The organism is Nonomuraea sp. NPDC002799 (assembly GCF_053592075.1).
Window position 1 is genome coordinate 175,193 of sequence record NZ_JBSFVA010000006.1, and the last position, 18,520, is coordinate 193,712.

Sequence of the window (18,520 nt, forward strand, 5' to 3'; positions counted from 1 at the left end):
GAGAGTTTCGCATCTGGGGGAGATTTCGGATCTTGACTATTGCGTGACGGTTCGTGCGCGTGCTTGTCCCTTTAGTGGGGAGAATCGGGCCTAGGGAACTTGGACATGTCGAGGAGGCGAGATCCGTGGCCGTGATGACAAGCCGCTTCGCCGATGGCCTCGCCGTGGGTTCCGACCTGGTGGAGACCGCGGAGAACGCCGTCGGTCAGGCACTGTCGAGGCTCAGCGGCCCAGCCGACTTGGTCTGCTTCTTCATCTGCGGCGACGATCCCGAGGACGTCGCCCGAGCCGGCCAGGCCGCGATGAAGCTCGCACCCGAGGCACGCGTGATCGGATGCAGCGCCACAGGCGTGATCGGGGACGGACAGGGGGTGGAGCTGACGCCGGCCGTGAGCGCGTGGGCGGCCACCTTGGAGGGGGCCAGGCTGACGACGTTCGCGCTGGAGACGCTGACGACCGAGGACAGGTTCGTGGTGGTGGGGGTGCCCGAGCGGGGCGGGGACGACCACGTGGCCATCCTGCTCGCCGACCCGTACACCTTTCCGACCGACGCCTTCGTCGAGCGCTCGGACGACGTGCTCGGGGACCTGCCGCTGATCGGCGGGCTGGCCAACGGGCTGCAGGGGCGGGGCTCCGTCCGGTTGTTCGCCGACGGAGAGATCTACACCGAGGGCGCGATCGGCGTCCTGCTCAGCGGCCCGATCAGGGTCAGCACCGTGGTCAGCCAGGGCTGCCGCCCGATCGGCCCCAGCATGGTGGTGACCGCTTCGGAGGAGAACCTGCTGCTGGAGCTGGCCGGCCAGCCCGCGCTGGCCCGGCTGGAGGACATCGTCAGCGAGCTCGACGAGGACGACCGCGAGCTGGTCGCCTCGGGGCTGCAGATCGGCCTGGCCATGGACGAGTACGCCGAACGCCACGAACGCGGCGACTTCCTCATCAGGGGGGTCATCGGCATCGATCCGGAACGTGAGGCCGTGGCCATCGGCGACATCGTGGAGATCGGCAGAACCGTGCGCTTCCAGGTCCGCGACGCGGCCACGGCGGACGAGGACCTGTACGACCTTCTCGACGCCCACCGGGAGGAGCTCGGCCGGGTGGACGGGGCGCTGCTGTTCTCCTGCAACGGGCGGGGCTCGGCCATGTTCGGCACGGCCGACCACGATCCGGTCGCGCTGCGTGACACGCTCGGGCCGATCGGGGTGGCCGGCTTCTTCGCGGCCGGCGAGGTCGGCCCGGTCGCCGGGCACAACCACGTGCACGGGTTCACGGCCTCGGTCCTGGTGTTCTCCAGCGCCGCGGGCGGCCCATGACCCCTGCGGGTCTGGCAGGCGAGAGCTACCGGAGCCGGCGGAGAAGGCCCGGCGGCCCCGTCTGCTCGGGAGGGCCGCCGGGCCTGGCGCGGGGGTGCGTCACTCGGTTGGACTCGACCCCTGATCCGTGCGGCCGGTCTTGGACGGCAAAGCGGGTCAGCCGTCCGTGTCGTCGGTCTTGGACGTCGAGCCGGGCCCGCCGTCCGTGTTGTCGGTCTTGGACGTCAGGCTGGGCCCGTCGTCCGTGCCGCCGGTCTTGGACGTCAGGCCGGGCCCGCTGTCCGTGCCGCCGGTGCCGGGAGCCGGCACCGTGGTCGCCTCGCAGCCGGAGACCTCTCCCTTGACGATCTCCAGAGAGGTCGCGAACGGCGCCTGGTCGTCGCCGTCCTTGCTCTTGGAGATGGCCAGGACCAGCGTCTCTCCCACGGGCACCTGTCCCTTCTCGATCGTGAACGAGATCCCGTCGCCGTCCTTTCCGACACTCGACCTGAACTGCCCGGCGCCACTGCCATGCGCACCACGCGGTCCCTTGCAGATCTGCCCCTCGGGCAGGTAGTCGACGACGGCCTTGACACCCGCGCCGGCCAGCTCGGCCTCCAGCCCCTCGGGGTCGCGGAACGTGCTGATGTGCACGCTCACCACCCCGTCGGCCGCCTTGGTCACCGCGAAAGCCGGGCTCCCGGTGATCCCGGTCAGGGCCACCACCGCGATCGTGGCCGCCGCGACCCCCGCCACCGCGGCGGACAGCCCCGCGAGGCGCCGCCCGGAGCCGCGCCGTACCGGTGTCACCGTTGTCATGTCGTCCTCCGCCGTCCTCGTCGCGATCTCTTCCTTGAGTGCGGCGAGAAGGCGCTGCTCGAACGTGCTCATGCCTTTCCCTCCACGTAAACAGCAGTCGGCGAAGCGACGGATTCGAGGGCACGCCTGGCCCGATGCAGTCGGACTCGTGCGGTCACCTGCCTGATGCCGAGGGCCTGGGCGGCTTCGGAGACGGCGAGCTGGTCGATCGCCACGAGCTCCAGCACGGCGCGCTCGCCCTCCGGCAGGCCGTTCATGGCCTCCAGGGCGCCGCGCATCTGGCGCTCGGCGTCGATCCGCTCCTCCATCCGTACGAGATCGTCGTCCTCCATCAGCCGGCGACCGGCGACGCGGCCGTTGGCCCGCGCCTCCCTGGTCGTCCTGCGATGCTGGGCCGACACGACGTTGCGCGCGACGCCGTACAGCCAGCCGATCTCGCTGCCCCTGCCCGGCACGTAGGTGTGCGCCGAGTCCAGTACCGCCATGAAGATGTCGGCTGTCAGATCGGCGGCCAGATGCGGGTCGCTCACCCGCCGGACCACGAACCTCATGACGGCATCGACATGGCGGCGATAGAAGGCCTCAAAGGCCGCAGGGTCTTCGTTGAGGCGCACGGCCTCGCTCCCTTCCTCGTTCGCCTTACATCCTTTACTTGGACCGGGCGACGAGAAGCGTTTCCGCGCGGGATCAGGCGGGGCGGCGGGGCTGGAAGAGCCAGGCGTCGAAGAGCGGGTCGAGCTCCTGGCCGGACAGCCGCTCGGCGAGGTCGACGAACTGCCGCGTCGTGACGTGGCCGTAGCGGTGCTCGGCGGTCCACGTCTTGAGCAGGTTGAAGAAGACCGGGTCGCCCACGGCCTTGCGCAGGGCGTGCAGCGTCATGCCGCCGCGCGAGTAGACGGACTCGTTGAACAGGTCGCCGGCCCTGGCCCGCCCGGGCGGATATTTCCAGATGGCGTCGGTGGCCGGGCGGTCGTGGAAGGCCTTGAAGATCTCCGCGGCGCTCCGCTTGCCCTGGTGCTCCGACCAGAGCCACTCGGCGTAGGTGGCGAAGCCCTCGTTGAGCCAGAGGTCGCGCCAGCGCTTGATGGTCAGGCTGTTGCCGAACCACTGGTGCGCCAGCTCGTGCGCGATGATGCCCTCTTGGGGGCTGAAGCCGCCGTAGAGCGGTTTCGTCTGGTTTTCCAGGGCGTAGCCGGCCGGGTAGTCGTCGACGATGCCGCCGGTCGAGGAGAACGGATAGGGGCCGAAGACTGTGGACCAGTAGTCGGTGATCTCGCCGGTGGTGGTGTAGAGCTTGCCGAGCGTGCTGTCGTACTTCGGGTCGGTGGCGGCGAGGTTGGGGATGCCGCCGGGCGTGTTGCCCCGGCGGAGCTGGAACTTGCCGAGCGTGGCCGTCGCCAGATAGGTCGCCATCGGATGGCGCTCGTGCCAGCGGTAGGTGGTCTTGCCGCCCGCGGTCGTGGGCGGCGTGGTGAGCTCGCCGTTGGCCAGGGCCGTCACCCCGGCGGGCACGGTGATCGTGAAGTCGAAGGTGGCCTTGTCGGCGGGGTGGTCGTTGCTGGGGAACCAGGTCTTGGAGCCGTTGGGCTCGGAGGCCACGAACGCGCCGTCGGCCGTCGGGATGAAGCCGTAGGAGCCCAGGTTGGCGCTGTCCTTGGCCGGCTGCGGCACGCCCGCGTAGCTCACCTTGACGGTGAACCCGTCGTGGTCGTCGATCGGCCCCGCGGGTGTCACGGTGAGCTCGCTCGCCTGGTGCTTGAACGCCGCGGCCGAGCCGTCGACGGTCACCTCGCGCACCTGCAGCCCGGTCAGGTCGAGGTTGAAGCTCGACAGCGGCTGGGTGGCCTTGGCCCGGATGGTGGCCACGCCGTCGAGCCGCTTGGTCGTAGGGGAGTAGTCGACGGCCAGGTCGTAGTGGGAGACGTCGTAGCCCCCGTTGCCGTCCTGGGGGAAGTCGGTGTCGCCGATGCCCGGCGCGCCCGCGCGATGCCGGGCCTGCGGTGGTGGCTCGTCGGCGGGCGAACAGGCGAGCACGCTGACCAGCGCCGCCAGCAGTGCCACTCCGCGCCTGTTGAAACGCATAGGCGACGAGCCCCCCTTCGGTTCGTGACCATAATATTACGCTCAGTCAGGCATTCACGACGACCGTTCTGGCGGCCTTGTCATGGAGGGCTTGTTTGCGGGGGTCGAAGAGGATCCAGGCGAGATCCACCAGGAGGCCGATGCAGCACAACCATTCGAGCACGGTCGCCACGATCTGGCGGACCGCTGCCTGCCCCACGCCGAGTTTGCCGCCGTTGTCCTGCACCACCCGCATGCCGAACAACTTCTTGCCCAGCGTCTGACCGTTCCAGAAGGCCTGCAGCAGCCAGAAGTAGAGGAAGGCCACGAGTCCGGCCAGGAAGGTGTGCTCCACCGGATAGCGGTCCCAGATGCCCCTGCTGCCGTCCCAGGCATAGTCCCAGCTCGCCCAGCTGAAGGGCACGGAGAGCATGTTGATGATGATCCAGTCGAGGACGCCGGCGAACAGTCGCCGCCAGCGTCCCGCCAGCCCCGGTGGCGATCCCATGATTTCGTCATGACCGCCACTAAGTCGGGACAAACTAAAGGTTGCCCCTGCGTTCCTGCTCCCGCTCGATCGCCTCGAACAGCGCCTTGAAGTTGCCCTTGCCGAAGCCCAGCGAGCCGTGCCGCTCGATCAGCTCGAAGAAGACCGTGGGCCGGTCCTGCACCGGCTGGGTGAAGATCTGCAGCAGGTAGCCGTCCTCGTCGCGGTCCACCAGGATCTTCCGCTTCTTCAGCTCCTCGATCGGCGCCCGCACGTCGCCGATGCGCGCCCGCAGCGCGGGGTCGTCGTAGTAGGAGTCCGGGGTCTCCAGGAACCGCACCCCGGCCGCCCGCATGTGGTCGACCGTGGTGATGATGTCGTTGGTGGCCAGCGCGATGTGCTGCACCCCGGGACCGCCGTAGAAGTCCAGATATTCGTCGATCTGCGACTTCTTGCGGCTGACGGCCGGCTCGTTGAGCGGGAACTTGACCTTGCGCGAGCCGTCGGCCACCACCTTGGACATCAGCGCGGAGTACTCGGTGGCGATGTCGTCGCCCACGAACTCCGCCATGTTCGTGAAGCCCATGACGTCGCGGTAGAACTGCACCCACTCGTCCATCTTGCCCAGCTCGACGTTGCCGACGCAGTGGTCGATCGCCTGGAAGAGCCGGCCGTTCCTGGTCGCGGGCGGCGCGACCAGCGGCTCCGCGGGCGCGTAGCCCGGCAAGTACGGGCCGCCGTAGTTGGACCTGTCGACCAGGGTGTGCCGCGTCTCGCCATAGGCGGCGATGGCCGCGAGCACCACCTTGCCGTGCTCGTCCTCCATCGTGTACGGCTCCGCCAGCCCCTCGGCCCCGTGCGCGACGGCATGGGCGTACCCCGCCTCCACGTCCGGCACCTCGATGGCCAGGTCGATCACCCCGTCACCGTGCTCGGCGACGTGCCGGGCCAGATCCGTGCCGGGCCGGGTCGGCCCCCTGAACTCGAACGTGGCGCCACCCGACCTGAGAACGTAGGCCGCCAGGTCGCGGCTGCCGTTCTCCGGCCCGCGGTAGGCCACGAGCCGCATGCCGAACGCGGTCGAGTAGTAGTGAGCCGCTTGCTTGGCGTTCCCCACGGCGAACACCACGGCGTCCATGCCGTTAACCGGAAAGACATCATTCATACCTCAACTCTCGAATTATCTAGACGACTTGCGCAACAGTTACCGCAGACAGTGCACAATCTGCCTAGCTAATCCGCCGAACGTCCGGTAAATCTGTACAGCATGACGATCGATGACCTGGACGCCCGGATCATGACCCTGCTGACGGACGAGCCACGCCTGGGCGTCCTGGAGAGCTCGCGCCGGCTCGGCGTCGCCCGTGGCACGGTCCAGGCCAGGCTCGACCGGCTGGTCGACCGGGGCGTCATCACCGGCTTCGGGCCGGAGGTGTCGCCGGCCGCGCTCGGCTACGGCGTCACCGCGTTCGTCAGCATGGAGATCAGGCAGGTGGCCGGGCACGACCCGGTGGCCGACCGGCTGGCCGCCATCCCCGAGGTGCTGGAGGTGCACACGATCACCGGCGGCAGCGACCTCCTGTGCCGCGTGGTCGCGCGGACGAACGCCGATCTGCAACGGGTCATCGATCAGATCGTGGACGTTCAGGGCGTGCTCCGGACTAATTCGATCATCGCACTGGACACCCCGGTTCCCTACCGAGTGATGCCCTTGGTCGCCGATGTTCCGCGGCGTGCGGTGTCCCCGCCGTAGTATCGCTGAGGGACGAGGCACCATTATCGAGCGTTTACCCTTGGCATTCGCCCAGCTTGCGGGGGTTGGGCGACGCTTGACGAGGGGGGTCCAGGGTGCGGATCGGTGGTGAGAACGGAATGCGGAAGCGGCGGGTGCTCCGGGTCGTTCTGATGTGTTTCGGCACAGGCGTCCTCGTGTTCGTCGGGCTTTTCGCGGTCGCGTGGGCCTTGACCCCCATTCCGGACAGCACACAGAAGCAGGCCACGGCGCAGGGTTCGGTGATCTACTACCGCGACGGCAAGAGCGTGCTGGCCCGGCAGGGCGTCGACCGCAAGAACGTCGAGCTGGCCAAGGTGCCCGACCACGTGCGCGCCGCGGTCATCGCCGCCGAGAACCGCTCGTTCTACGAGGACGGCGGCGTCTCGCTCAAGGGCACCGCGCGGGCCGTGTGGTCCACCGTCAGCGGTCAGCAGCTCCAGGGCGGCTCCACCATCACCCAGCAGCTCGTCCGCAACTACTACAGCGGCCTCAGCCAGGAACGTTCGGTCACCCGCAAGTTCAAAGAGATCCTCATCTCGATGAAGGTCGACCAGTCCAAGTCGAAGGACTGGGTGCTGGAGCAGTACCTCAACACGATCTACTTCGGCCGCGGCGCCAACGGCGTCCAGTCGGCCGCCCGCGCCTACTTCGGCAAGGACGTCGACAAGCTGAGCGTGTCCGAGGGCGCCTACCTCGCCTCCGTGATCCAGCAGCCCAGCCGCTTCGCCGACCCCAAGGGCTCCGACCTGGCGGCGGCCCAGGCCCGATGGCAGTCGGTGATCGACGCCATGCGGCAGACGGGGTCGCTGACCGCCGAGAAGGCCGCGGGCCAGAAGTTCCCCGAGCTGCGGGCGCCGAAGAAGCCGTTCGAGCTCAAGGGCCAGGCCCGCTACATGCTCGAACAGGTGACCGCCGAGCTCAACCGGCGCGGCTACACCGACGAGGACATCAACAGCGGCGGGCTCAAGATCGTCACCACGTTCGACAAGAAGCTCATGGCGGCGGCCGAGCAGGCGGTCAAGGACGTGCTGCCGGAGGGGACGCCGGCGAAGGTGCGCACGGGGCTGGCGGCCGTCGATCCCGCCACGGGTGAGGTCGTCGCCTTCTACGGCGGCCGTCCCTCGCAGTCGGCCTACTACGACAGCGCGTTCTCGGCCAAGGTGATGGCGGGGTCGACGTTCAAGCCGTACACGCTGGCGGCGGCGCTGAACAACGGCTTCGACCTGTCCACGAGAGTCGACGGCAACTCGCCGCTGCGGGTCGCGTCGGCCGCCAAGCCGATCCCCAACGACAGCGGGCGCTCCTACGGCGAGATCAACCTGGTGAGCGCCACCCAGAACTCCGTCAACACCGCCTTCGTGGACCTCGGCCAGAAGGTCGGCCTGGACAAGGTCGCCGAGACCGCCGAGGCGGCCGGCATCCCCGCCGCGCAGTTGACGCAGCATCAGAGCGCCGCCTCCTTCCCGCTCGGCGTGGCCTCGGTCAGCGCCGTGCAGAACGCCTCGGGCTTCTCCACGTTCGCCAACAAGGGCGTCCACAGCGAGGCCCACGTGGTCAAGTCGGTGACCGACGCCGACGGCGTGAAGGAGGTCGTCAAGGCCGCCACGACGCAGGTGGTCAGCGAGCAGGCCGCGGCCGACACCACGTACGCGATGCAGCAGGTCGTCAAGTACGGCACCGGCACCGCCGCCCGCCTCTACGACCGCCCGGTGGCCGGCAAGACGGGCACCACGGACGACTCGAAGTCGGTCTGGTTCAACGGCTTCACCCCGCAGCTCGCGGTGGCGGTCGACATGTTCCGCGACGACAACGCCACGGTCACCATCCCCGGGTACGGCACGCAGTTCGGCGGCCAGTTGCCCGCGCAGATCTGGCGGGCGTTCATGACCGAGGCCATGGCGGGCAAGCCGGTCGAGGAGTTCCCCGAGCCGTCCGAGTTCGGCTACTCCCCTGACGAGGACTACACCGCGCCCGACGACCAGGGCCGGGACCTGCCCGATCAGGAGTACACGCCGCCCGCGGACCCCGACGGCTGGGCCACGCCCGAGCCGGACGCCAGCGATCCGCCGCTCACCGATCCGCCCGTCACGCAGGAGCCGGACGTGATCGAGCGGCGTAACGACGAGCCCGAGCAGACCACGCCGCCGGAAACGCAGGCCCCGGCCCAGCAGACGGCCGACAGCGGCAGCGCGCCCGCCACCTAGGACCGCCCCCCGAACGGCTGACGCCCACCGAAGGCGCCGGCTCGGCCATGCCGACGCGGCCGTGCCGGCCGGCCGGCACGGCCGCGTCGGTCAGCGGGACAGCTCTTCCCGCAGTGCCTCGACCGTCGTCACCGGCATCCGGCAGGTGAAGCCCCGGCACACGTAGGCCGCGGGCGCCTCGTCGACCGGCCCGCGCCCTTCGAGCAGCGCCGGGAACACCTCGCCCCTGGGCACCAGCGGATCGCCCGACCCCCGGTCGCCGGAGTCGCCGGCTCCGAGGGCGACCACGAGCCCGGGCACGTCGGCGAGCAGCGCCGCCCGGTGCAGCGCCGCCGTCCGCGGATCGTCGGCGGGGCCGACGACGGCGACCTCGACCGGCCCGTCCAGCGCGGCGCGTGCCGTCGCCAGCCCCCACCCGGCGAACCTGGCGTGCCCGGTGGCCAGCACGGACACCGTGCCGAGCGCGGCGTGGGCGGCCTCGCGATGCCGGGTGGAGCCGGTCAGCGCCCCGTAGGAGAGCAGCGCGCCGGCGGCGGCGTACTGGCCGGAGGGGGTGGCGTTGTCGGTGGGGTCCTGCGGGCGCTGGAAGAGCCGCTCGGCGTCGTCCGCCGTGTCGTAGAAGCCGCCTGAGCCGTCGGCGAACCGGTCGAGCACGGTGTCGAGCAGCGAGCCGGCCAGCCGCAGCCATCTGGCCTCGCCGGTCGCGCCGTACAGGGAGATGAGCCCTTCCGCCAGGTTGGCGTAGTCCTCCAGGACGCCGGCGTTCGTGCCCGCCCGGCCGTCGCGTGAGGTGCGCAGCAGCCTGCCGCCGACGATGTGCGGGCCGGCCAGCAGCTCGGCCGCGTCCGTGGCGGCGGCCACGAGGCCGGGCCGCTCGAACACCATGCCGGTCTCCGCCAGCGCGGCGATGGCCAGGCCGTTCCAGGAGGCCACGACCTTGTCGTCGCGCCCGGGGCGGACGCGCCCCTCCCTGGCGGCGAGCAGCCGCTCGCGCACGCTCGCGTAGCGCGCCTGGTCCTCGGGGTCGCGCAGGAGCTGCAGCACGGACGTGCCGTGCTCGAACGTGCCGGTCACCTCGAAGAGCCCGGCCGCCCAGCGTCCGTCGTCCGCGCCGAGCACCTCGCGCAGCTCCTCGGGGGTCCAGACGTAGAACTTGCCCTCCTCGCCCTCGCTGTCGGCGTCGAGCGCCGAGGCGAAGCCGCCCTCGGGCGTGCGCAGCTCGCGCAGCAGCCAGCCGGCCGTCTCCAGCGCCACCCGCCGCGCGAGGTCGCCGCCGCCCGCCTTCCACCAGTGCGTGTAGACACGCAGCAGCAGGGCGTTGTCGTAGAGCATCTTCTCGAAGTGCGGCACCACCCACCGCGCGTCCACGCTGTAGCGCGCGAACCCGCCGCCGAGCTGGTCGTACAGGCCGCCGCGGGCCATGGCCGCCAGCGTCCTGCCGCTCATCTCGCGCTCGCCGGAGCGCAGCAGGAACTCCAGCACCATGGACGGCGGGAACTTGGGCGCCCCGCCGAACCCGCCGGTGTCCGCGTCGAACGAGGCCCGCAGGTTGGCCATGGCCCGCTCCAGCGTCTCCTCGTCCGGCAGGGGCCCGCCGGGCAGCGTGGTGCTCTCGTTGAGCGCCCGCACCACCTTCGCCCCCTGTGTCAGCACGGAGTCCCTGTCACTCGTCCACACGTTGTGGACCTCGGTGAGCAGGCGCTGGAAGTGCGGCCGGGGGAAGTAGGTGCCGCAGTAGAACGGGTGTCCCTCGGGCGTGGCGAAGACCGTCATCGGCCAGCCGCCCTGCTGGGTCATGGCCTGCGTGGCGCTCATGTAGACGGCGTCCACGTCGGGCCGCTCCTCGCGGTCGACCTTGATGTTGACGAAATGCTCGTTCATCAGCCGCGCGGTCGCGGCGTCCTCGAAGCTCTCATGGGCCATGACGTGGCACCAGTGGCAGGCGGAGTAGCCCACGCTGATGAGCAGCGGCACGTCGCGGTGGCGCGCCTGAGCGAACGCCTCCTCGCCCCACGGGTGCCAGTCCACGGGGTTGGCCGCGTGCTGCAGCAAGTAGGGGCTGGTGGCGTCTTTCAAGCGGTTCATCGGAGACCTCCCCGTTCACCCTAACCGGATCGCCGATCGCTCCGGCTGACTGGGGAGGCGGGTTCGGCGTAGGTTACGGGACGTGGATATGGACTTCGTCTGCGCTCACGCCGCACGCCCGGCCACCGCCGTCACGCGCAGGGACGTGGCCCGCGCCCTGCTCGCCGTGCCCTCGGGAGTGGCGCTGGTGGCGCTGCCGGACCTGCGGCGCGCCATGTTGTCGGCGGGCAATCCCCTCTCCCTCCCGTTCTGGGAATCCGCCAAGGCGACGCTCAGCTCGATCGAGTCCGGTGCGGCCACGGTCGGTGACGTGCAGCGCTGGGTCGAGTCGACCGGGACCGAGCCGATCCTGATGACGCCCAGCTACTTCGTCTGGCCGGAGGAGGACGAGCGCGGGCCGGTGGCCGCCGAGATGTTCGGCCGGCTGGTCGCCCATCTGGAGGCGCGGGTCGAGTCGGGGGAGATCGATCCGGACGCGCTGGCCGCCGGTGACCAGGAGGCCCGCGGGGCGTACGAGGAGTTGCAGGAGCGCTGGCTCAGCACGCCGCTGCCCGACGGCCGGGTGCCCGGCTTCGCGGTCAGCGACGAGCAGGACGAGGAGTTGTTCGCGGCCTGGGACGAGGAGGAGGCGTTCGCGCTGGCGGAGTTGCGGCGCATCGTCGGCGGGCTGGCCAAGCAGCCTGAGCTGCCCGCTGAGGCCCTGGAGACTGCCGCTGGGCGCCTGCGCGGGCTGCTCGCCCAGCCCGGCTACCCCGGCAACGTGTTGCGGGCCTGTGCGGGCTTCGACGAGCGTCCGCTGCCCGGCGACGACCAGGAGTTGTGGCTGGCGGTGGCGGCGGGCATCGCGGGGCCCGTCTCGGACCTGTCGGAGAACGGGGACGTGCTGGAGGAGTTCGCCGACATGGAGGGGGAGCTCAGCATGGAGGACGCGGCGCTGGCCAACCTCTGCGCGATCCAGCACGCCGACTGGCTGGCCGGGGTGGCGGCGCTGACCAGGATGGGGCCGGGGGTGCTGGCCTCGCCCGAGCGGATGGCGCGGCTCATCGCCGAGTCGGAGGACATCGACATCGACGACCAGGACGACGACGACCTCGACGCCACCGAGGGGTTGTTCATGTCGGTGGTCAGCCTGTGGAGCCATCTCGGCGTCGTCGACGCGGACGAGGTGCTGACCCCGCTGGGCTGGTGGGGGCTGCCGAAGGCGCTGGAGCGCGCCTGGTCACCGTCCGCCGACTGACGGCCTGGTCACTTCTCGTCGGATGAGGGGTCGACCAGGTCCTTGAACTCCGGATGGCGCTCGATGTATTTGGCCACGTAGGGGCAGCGGGGCACGACCCGCAGGCCGGTGTCGGCGCTCGCCTGGAGCCCGTATCCGACCAGCTTGCTCGCCAGCCCCTGCCCCTCATAGTCGGGCAGCACCTCGGTGTGCGTAAAGACGATCTTGGCGGCCAGCAGCCGGTAGTCGGCGAACCCGGCGACCTTGCCGTCCACGAGAACCTCGAACCGGCTCTCCGTCGTGTTGTCGACTACTTCGATCGGCATTTATTCCGCTTTCTTGTCGGTGCCGCCCGCATGCGAGTCTTTTTCGTCGGTGTCGCCCTCACGTGGCACCTTGATCTTCGTCAACTGCTTGTTCATCGACTTGATCAGCAAGTAGAGGGCGACCCCGATCAGGGCCACGACGATGAAGCCGAGCACGCCCGGACTGACATCGCCTGCTGCGAGAGCTATCACCCTTCCAGTTTGCCACCTGGGGGTGGTGCTCCGGTCAGTGGCAGGCGGGCTCGGCGTCCTCGGCGTGGATGCCGGTGAACAGGTCGTCCTCCGGCAGCCCGGTGTCCACGAGGGAGCGCGCCAGGTGGTAGTCCTCGGTGGGCCAGATCTCCTGCTGCAGCTCGCGCGGGCAGACGAACCAGAAGCCGTCGGGGTCGACCTGGGTGGCGTGCGCCAGCAGGGCCTCGTCGCGGATCTCGAAGTACTCGCCGCACGGCACGCGGGTGGTCACGGGCCACTTGGCCGGGCGGTCCTCCCAGCGCGAGATCCAGTCCGCGTACGGGGAGCCGAGGCCGCGCTCGGCCATGACCTCGTGCAGGGCCTCGAAGCGCTCCTTGGTGAAGCCCATCTGGTAGTAAAGCTTCAGCGGCTGCCACGGGTCGCCGGTGCCCGGATAGCGGTCGGGGTCGCCGGCCGCCTCGAAAGCCTCGACGGAGACCTTGTTGGTCATGATGTGGTCGGGGTGCGGGTAACCGCCGTCGTCGTCGTAGGTGATGATGACGTGCGGCTTGAACGCGCGTACGGCCGCCACCAGCGGCCTGGAGGCGTCCTCCAGCTTCTGCAGCGCGAAGCAGCCCTCGGGGAGCTCCTCCTCCTCGCTCTCCGGCAGGCCGGAGTCGATGAACCCCATGAACTCCTGGCGTACGCCCAGAATCTCGCGGGCCCGCGCCATCTCGGCCCTGCGGACCTCACCCATGTTGGCGACGATCTCGGGCAGATCCATCTTCGGATTGAGCACGGATCCCCGTTCACCGCCCGTGAGGGTACAGACCAGCACTTCCATGCCCTCACGCACGTAGCGCGCCATCGTGGCGGCACCCTTGCTCGACTCGTCGTCGGGGTGGGCATGGACGGCCATCAGCCTCAGCGGTGCACTCACGGGCTCGATGTCTCCTCAGTCACGGACGGATCAGTCGCCCAGAGAGGTTAGTTTCTGCTGGGCGGTCGCGAGGGCACGCCCCCCGCGGGCGACAATTGTCTCGGATAACGCTGAGGGAGTGCAGGGAGATTCCGCCATGGTCACCAGAGATGTCGAGAACGGACCGGTTCTCGGCACACCCGACGACTTTCCCGATCGTCCCAGACGTCGCGGGCGCCTCATCGTCCACGTGGTCATCGGCGTGCTGGTGGCCATCGTCGCCGGTGGCTGGGGCTATGTCATGTGGTCGATGACGGCGGGCGGGTCCGAGGCGCCGTCGCAGGTCGTGACGTTCGACGTGGTCGGCCCGGACCGGGCCGAGATCACCTTTGAGGTGTACAAGGCAGACGATAGGGTGGCCGTCTGCCGGATCAGGGCGCTGGACGTCAACCACGCGGAAGTGGGCAGCAAGGAAGTAAGAATCCCGGCTGGTGAGGGTAGTAAGCAGCTCAAGGAGAGCCTCGGCACGAGCGGCCAGGCCACTTCCGTCCACATCCAGTACTGCAATCTCGTATAGTGAGACATTTGGGGAAGCGTTGGAGCGGCTGACTTGTTAGCCTTTCGCAATTCAACCGTACGCGTCCTCAAGTGATCTCAGGGCCCCCTAGGCAAGCAAGGAGCACCCGTGGCCGACTCTCGCGATGAGAACGTCACCTGGCTGACGCAGGAGGCGTACGACCGCCTGAAGGCGGAGTACGAGCATCTCTCGGGTCCTGGTCGCGTCGACATCGCCAAGAAGATCGAGGCTGCCCGCGAAGAGGGTGACCTGAAGGAGAACGGTGGCTACCACGCCGCCAAGGACGAGCAGGGCAAGATGGAGGCCCGCATCTTCCACCTCCGCCAGATCATCGACAACGCCCAGGTCGGAGAGGCTCCTAAGGCCGAAGGGGTGGTGGGCCCCGGCATGACCGTGACCATCCGGTTCGTCGGCGACGACGATGAGGTGACCTTCCTGCTCGCCTCCCGCGAGGAGAGCGGCGCGCCGATCGACGTCTACTCGCCCAGGTCCCCACTCGGATCGGCGATCAACGGCAAGAAGATCGGGGAGAAGGCGACCTATTCCATGCCGAACGGGCGCCAGAACACCGTCGAGATCCTCGAGGCTGTGCCGTACATCGGCAACTGACCCCCCCGGACCACGACCGCCGGGCCCTCGTCGGCCCGGCGGCGTTTTCGCATCCGTCCGGAATTCGGCAGGACCTCAGTTTTCTGGTCAAGTCGCGTAAGCGGCGTAATACGCACAAGCTGGTGCCGTTCATCGTGGTGGCGCTGGTCGCGGTGCTGACCACCGACGTGCTGCTGCTCGTGCAGGCGAATCAGCCGGGCGGCGGCGGCGGCGCGGCGGGCGCCGCTGCCTCCCCCAGGCAGACGCCGATGGCGCAGCAGCGGGGGCGGCAGCAGGGGCAGCAGCAGCCGGTCGCGACGCTCCAGCCGGTGGCGCCGCTGAGCAAGCTGCGTAAGCCCAACCTCTTCGTGCTCACCCGCAAGCCCTTCACCAACGAGTTGTTACACAAGGTGGCCAAGCTCCGCGGGGTTCAGGCGCTGGAGCTGGCCGACGCGGCCTCCGTCATGCTCGACAACAAGCGGGTGCAGACGCTGGCGGTCAATCCGTCCACGTTCCGCGCCTACACGCCCAAGGTGACCGCTTCGTCCGATGCGCTGTGGCAGAACGTCGCGGCCGGGGACGTGGCGGTCTCGTTCGTGCTCGGCAACGACGGCGGGCTCGCGCTGCACAGCCGGGTGGTGGGGCCGACCGGGCAGTTGCGGATCGGCGCGTACGCCACCACCGGTTTCGGCGCCGTGGACGCCGTCGTGTCCAAGAACGTGGGCCGCGCGCTGGGGCTGCCGCACGACAACGCGCTCATCGTCAGCGCCCCCAAGACCAACTCCGACACGCTGCGCAAGGCCATACTCAAGGCGCTGCCCAAGGGCACGCAGGTGGCCATGGTCAATCCGGTGCTGCCCCAGCCGCAGGGCAGGGCGCGGAGCTGGCCGGCGGGCTCGTTCATGACGGGCGAGCAGCTCACCGTGGCGCTCAAGGCCGCCGTCTCCAAGCTCGGCCGGCCGTACGTGTGGGGCGCCGAGGGCCCGGAGACCTTCGACTGCTCCGGCCTGGTCCAGTGGGCCTACGGGCAGGCGGGGGTGCGGATGCCCCGGGTGACGCACCAGCAGTGGGTGACAGGCCCGCAGGTGGGACTCGCGCAGGCGCAGCCCGGCGACCTGCTCTTCTGGCGCAATGACCCGACGAATCCGGACTACATCTCGCATGTGGCGATTTATTGGGGCAACGGGAAAATGTTGCATGCCCCGCGCACCGGCGACGTGGTCAAGATCGCCCCGGTGAACACCCGCAACCTGGCCGGTGTCGTCAGGGTCAGCCCGATCGCCGCGGCGAAGGTCCGCTGACCTCGATCCGCTCTTCCCGCGTACGACCGCGCTCGTCGTCCCGCGCACCCCGCCACGCTCGTCTTTCTCACAGGCACCATCCGCTTGTCGCGTCCGTGCATTCCGCTCGCAACTATGTAATGTTGATTACATGTCAACAGATGATACGGCGGCACAGATCCATGGCTGGTTCACCGGGCGGTTGCCCGAGGGCTGGTTCACCGGCGCGCCCGAGATCGTCAGGGACCGCGAGGAGATCGCGGTGCTCGGCGCGCTGCCCGATCCTCCGGACGACGTGCCCGAGGCCGAGCGGGCGGCCCTGATCGACGGGCTGGCCCGCAGGTTCAGGGAGGAGACCCGCGAGCGGCGGATCGAGATCGCCCGCGAGGCCGAGCACAAGTTCCGCCAGAAGGTGTCCTGGGGCGTGGTCTGCGGCGGCGAGACTGTGATGTTCACCACACTGTCCGTCCCGGTGATGACGAGACTGCGCCAGTCGGAACGCCAGGTCCTCGACACCCTCGTGGCCGCGGGCGTGGCCAGAAGCAGGAGCGACGCGCTCGCCTGGTGCGTGCGCCTGGTGGGACGACACACCGACACCTGGCTCGCCGATCTCCGGGACGCTCTGCGACATGTCGACAGAGTTCGCTCCGAGGGGCCCGGCGTCAATTCCTGAGACTATGCAGCGGAAACGGCCGCGCGAATGGACTAAACCACTGCGGTAATTGGTTTAGACCAGCGTCAATGGACTGGACCACTGCCGGAAATCCATTCTTTTAAACTCGCTGAGCTTGGGTAGGCTCCCCCAATCGTCAGGGCCGCTGCCTGCGGCGACGGTCTCGCCAACAGGTCTATGCCAATTGGCTTTCGTGGCGCCTCGTCGTTAATGATGACTGGGCCCTGAGAGAGTGGAGGAGTCGCAGTCGTGTCCGTTTCCGTGGAAGTTCCCGCAGTGACCAGCAATAGCGAATTGGCCGCGTGGGTGAACGAGATCGCAGCCCTGACCCAGCCGGACCGGATCGAGTGGTGCGACGGCTCGGAGGAGGAGTGGACGCGCCTGACCAACCTTCTCGTCGAGCACGGCACGCTCACGCGCCTGGCGGCCCGGCCCAACAGCTTCTACGCCAAGTCCGACCCCAGCGACGTCGCCAGGGTCGAGGACCGCACCTTCATCTGCTCCGAGAGGGAGGAGGACGCGGGCCCCACGAACAACTGGATCGCGCCGGCGGAGATGCGCCAGACCTTCGGCACGCTGTTCAAGGGCTGCATGCGCGGCCGCACGATGTACGTCGTGCCGTTCTGCATGGGCCCGCTGGGCGGTGAGATCTCGCAGCTCGGCGTGGAGATCACCGACTCGCCGTACGTCGCCGTGTCCATGCGGATCATGACCAGGATGGGCGACAGGGCGCTGCGCCTCATCGAGGAGCGCGGCGACTTCGTCAAGGCCGTCCACTCCGTCGGGGCCCCGCTGAAGCCGGGCCAGGCGGACGTGCCCTGGCCGTGCAGCTCGACCAAGTACATCAGCCACTTCCCCGAGGACCGCGAGATCTGGTCCTACGGCTCCGGCTACGGCGGCAACGCCCTGCTGGGCAAGAAGTGCTACGCGCTGCGCATCGCCAGCGTCATGGCCCGCGACGAGGGCTGGCTGGCCGAGCACATGCTCATTCTCAAGCTCACGCCGCCGTCCGGCGAGACCCGTTACATCGCCGCCGCCTTCCCGAGCGCGTGCGGCAAGACCAACCTCGCCATGCTCCAGCCCACGATCCCCGGCTGGAAGGTCGAGACGATCGGCGACGACATCGCCTGGATGCGTTTCGGCGACGACGGCCGCCTCTACGCGATCAACCCGGAGGCCGGCTTCTTCGGCGTCGCGCCCGGCACCGGCGAGGTGACCAACGCCAACGCGGTCAAGACGCTCTGGGGCAACAGCATCTTCACCAACGTCGCGCTCACCGACGACGGCGACGTGTGGTGGGAGGGGCTCACCGACGAGCCGCCGGCGCACCTGACCGACTGGAAGGGCCGTTCCTGGACGCCGGGCGGCGACGAGCCGGCCGCCCACCCGAACGCCCGCTTCACCACTCCCGCCTCGCAGTGCCCGACCATCGCCCGCGAGTGGCAGGACCCCAAGGGCGTGCCCATCTCAGCGATCTTGTTCGGCGGTCGCCGCGCCACCGCCGTGCCTCTGGTGACGGAGTCGCTGAGCTGGGAGCACGGCGTCTTCCTCGGAGCCAACGTCGCCTCCGAGAAGACCGCCGCCGCCGAGGGCAAGGTCGGCGAGCTGCGCTACGACCCGTTCGCCATGTTGCCGTTCTGCGGCTACAACATGGGCGACTACTTCGGCCACTGGCTGAACGTCGGCCGCCGCGAGGGCGCCGAGCTGCCCCGGATCTTCTACGTCAACTGGTTCCGCAAGAACGCCGACGGCAGGTTCATCTGGCCGGGCTTCGGCGAGAACAGCCGCGTGCTCAAGTGGATCGTGGACCGGCTCAACGGCGAGGCCAAGGCCGTGCCGACCGCGATCGGCCTGCTGCCCGCCGACCTCGACACCGACGGCCTGGACCTGCCGGAAGAGGACCTGCGGACGTTGTTGTCGGTCGACCGTGACGTGTGGCGCGAGGAGGCGGCCCTGATCCCGGCCCACTTCGACACCTTCGGCGGGCACCTGCCCAAGGAGTTGTGGGACGAGTACAACGCCCTGCTCGACCGCCTCGGCTGAGCGCGAAA

The 18,520-nt window shown here is 69.3% G+C and carries 18 protein-coding genes; 9 read left to right on the forward strand and 9 right to left on the reverse strand.

The window, feature by feature from the left end:
- Positions 1 to 134: 134 nt before the first annotated feature.
- Positions 135 to 1,310 (forward strand): FIST signal transduction protein, encoded by a 1,176-nt coding sequence (locus tag ACWD0F_RS14285; RefSeq protein WP_449875729.1) that lies wholly within the window; start codon positions 135 to 137, stop codon positions 1,308 to 1,310.
- Positions 1,311 to 1,466: 156 nt separating this feature from the next.
- Here ACWD0F_RS14285 and ACWD0F_RS14290 read toward each other — a convergent pair whose 3' ends face one another.
- The 5 genes from ACWD0F_RS14290 to hppD form a co-directional block, all read right to left on the reverse strand.
- Complete coding sequence (locus tag ACWD0F_RS14290) at positions 1,467 to 2,180, reverse strand: hypothetical protein (protein ID WP_449875313.1); 714 nt, start codon at positions 2,178 to 2,180, stop codon at positions 1,467 to 1,469.
- Positions 2,177 to 2,722: an RNA polymerase sigma factor gene (locus tag ACWD0F_RS14295; protein ID WP_449875315.1), complete on the reverse strand. Its 546-nt coding sequence runs from the start codon at positions 2,720 to 2,722 to the stop codon at positions 2,177 to 2,179. The genes ACWD0F_RS14290 and ACWD0F_RS14295 overlap by 4 nt, the downstream gene beginning before the upstream one ends.
- Before the next feature lie 73 nt (positions 2,723 to 2,795).
- Entirely contained in the window at positions 2,796 to 4,190 is a 1,395-nt protein-coding gene (locus tag ACWD0F_RS14300) for a M1 family metallopeptidase (RefSeq protein WP_449875317.1), read from the reverse strand.
- 46 nt (positions 4,191 to 4,236) lie between these two features.
- Positions 4,237 to 4,677 carry an RDD family protein gene (locus ACWD0F_RS14305; RefSeq protein ID WP_449875318.1) on the reverse strand — a complete coding sequence of 147 codons (441 nt, stop codon included), beginning with the start codon at positions 4,675 to 4,677 and terminating at the stop codon, positions 4,237 to 4,239.
- A gap of 34 nt (positions 4,678 to 4,711) precedes the next feature.
- Entirely contained in the window at positions 4,712 to 5,821 is a 1,110-nt protein-coding gene (hppD, locus tag ACWD0F_RS14310; protein ID WP_449875320.1) for a 4-hydroxyphenylpyruvate dioxygenase, read from the reverse strand.
- 102 nt (positions 5,822 to 5,923) lie between these two features.
- On the opposite strand from hppD, the gene ACWD0F_RS14315 reads away from it, so the two are divergent.
- Both ACWD0F_RS14315 and ACWD0F_RS14320 read left to right on the forward strand, forming a co-directional pair.
- Complete coding sequence (locus tag ACWD0F_RS14315) at positions 5,924 to 6,409, forward strand: Lrp/AsnC family transcriptional regulator (protein WP_449875322.1); 486 nt, start codon at positions 5,924 to 5,926, stop codon at positions 6,407 to 6,409.
- A 176-nt stretch (positions 6,410 to 6,585) separates the two neighbouring features.
- Complete coding sequence (locus ACWD0F_RS14320) at positions 6,586 to 8,634, forward strand: transglycosylase domain-containing protein (protein ID WP_449875324.1); 2,049 nt, start codon at positions 6,586 to 6,588, stop codon at positions 8,632 to 8,634.
- A gap of 90 nt (positions 8,635 to 8,724) precedes the next feature.
- Here ACWD0F_RS14320 and ACWD0F_RS14325 read toward each other — a convergent pair whose 3' ends face one another.
- Positions 8,725 to 10,719, reverse strand: a complete 1,995-nt coding sequence (locus tag ACWD0F_RS14325) for a thioredoxin domain-containing protein (protein ID WP_449875326.1) — start codon at positions 10,717 to 10,719, stop codon at positions 8,725 to 8,727.
- A gap of 88 nt (positions 10,720 to 10,807) precedes the next feature.
- Between ACWD0F_RS14325 and ACWD0F_RS14330 the strand changes: the two genes are divergently transcribed.
- The gene (locus ACWD0F_RS14330) at positions 10,808 to 11,956 is read left to right on the forward strand and encodes a hypothetical protein (protein ID WP_449875730.1); all 1,149 of its coding nucleotides are present in this window, start codon (positions 10,808 to 10,810) and stop codon (positions 11,954 to 11,956) included.
- An 8-nt stretch (positions 11,957 to 11,964) separates the two neighbouring features.
- On the opposite strand, the gene ACWD0F_RS14335 is transcribed toward ACWD0F_RS14330, so the two are convergent.
- Genes ACWD0F_RS14335 through mca form a run of 3 tightly spaced genes read right to left on the reverse strand, consistent with a single transcriptional unit; the run spans position 11,965 to position 13,372 of the window.
- Complete coding sequence (locus ACWD0F_RS14335; RefSeq protein WP_449875328.1) at positions 11,965 to 12,261, reverse strand: GNAT family N-acetyltransferase; 297 nt, start codon at positions 12,259 to 12,261, stop codon at positions 11,965 to 11,967.
- Positions 12,262 to 12,453, reverse strand: coding sequence for a hypothetical protein (locus ACWD0F_RS14340; RefSeq protein ID WP_449875330.1), 192 nt, complete (start codon positions 12,451 to 12,453; stop codon positions 12,262 to 12,264).
- A 34-nt stretch (positions 12,454 to 12,487) separates the two neighbouring features.
- Positions 12,488 to 13,372: a mycothiol conjugate amidase Mca gene (gene mca, locus ACWD0F_RS14345; RefSeq protein WP_449875332.1), complete on the reverse strand. Its 885-nt coding sequence runs from the start codon at positions 13,370 to 13,372 to the stop codon at positions 12,488 to 12,490.
- Between the two features lie 136 nt (positions 13,373 to 13,508).
- Between mca and ACWD0F_RS14350 the strand changes: the two genes are divergently transcribed.
- The 5 genes from ACWD0F_RS14350 to ACWD0F_RS14370 all read left to right on the forward strand — a co-directional run bounded on the left by ACWD0F_RS14350 (position 13,509) and on the right by ACWD0F_RS14370 (position 18,512).
- Positions 13,509 to 13,928 carry a DUF4307 domain-containing protein gene (locus ACWD0F_RS14350; RefSeq protein WP_449875334.1) on the forward strand — a complete coding sequence of 140 codons (420 nt, stop codon included), beginning with the start codon at positions 13,509 to 13,511 and terminating at the stop codon, positions 13,926 to 13,928.
- A gap of 108 nt (positions 13,929 to 14,036) precedes the next feature.
- Positions 14,037 to 14,537, forward strand: a complete 501-nt coding sequence (greA, locus tag ACWD0F_RS14355; protein ID WP_449875336.1) for a transcription elongation factor GreA — start codon at positions 14,037 to 14,039, stop codon at positions 14,535 to 14,537.
- 122 nt (positions 14,538 to 14,659) lie between these two features.
- Positions 14,660 to 15,817 (forward strand): C40 family peptidase, encoded by a 1,158-nt coding sequence (locus ACWD0F_RS14360; RefSeq protein WP_449875337.1) that lies wholly within the window; start codon positions 14,660 to 14,662, stop codon positions 15,815 to 15,817.
- 130 nt (positions 15,818 to 15,947) lie between these two features.
- Positions 15,948 to 16,469, forward strand: coding sequence for a hypothetical protein (locus tag ACWD0F_RS14365; protein ID WP_449875338.1), 522 nt, complete (start codon positions 15,948 to 15,950; stop codon positions 16,467 to 16,469).
- A 249-nt stretch (positions 16,470 to 16,718) separates the two neighbouring features.
- Complete coding sequence (locus ACWD0F_RS14370; RefSeq protein ID WP_449875340.1) at positions 16,719 to 18,512, forward strand: phosphoenolpyruvate carboxykinase (GTP); 1,794 nt, start codon at positions 16,719 to 16,721, stop codon at positions 18,510 to 18,512.
- Positions 18,513 to 18,520: the final 8 nt, after the last annotated feature.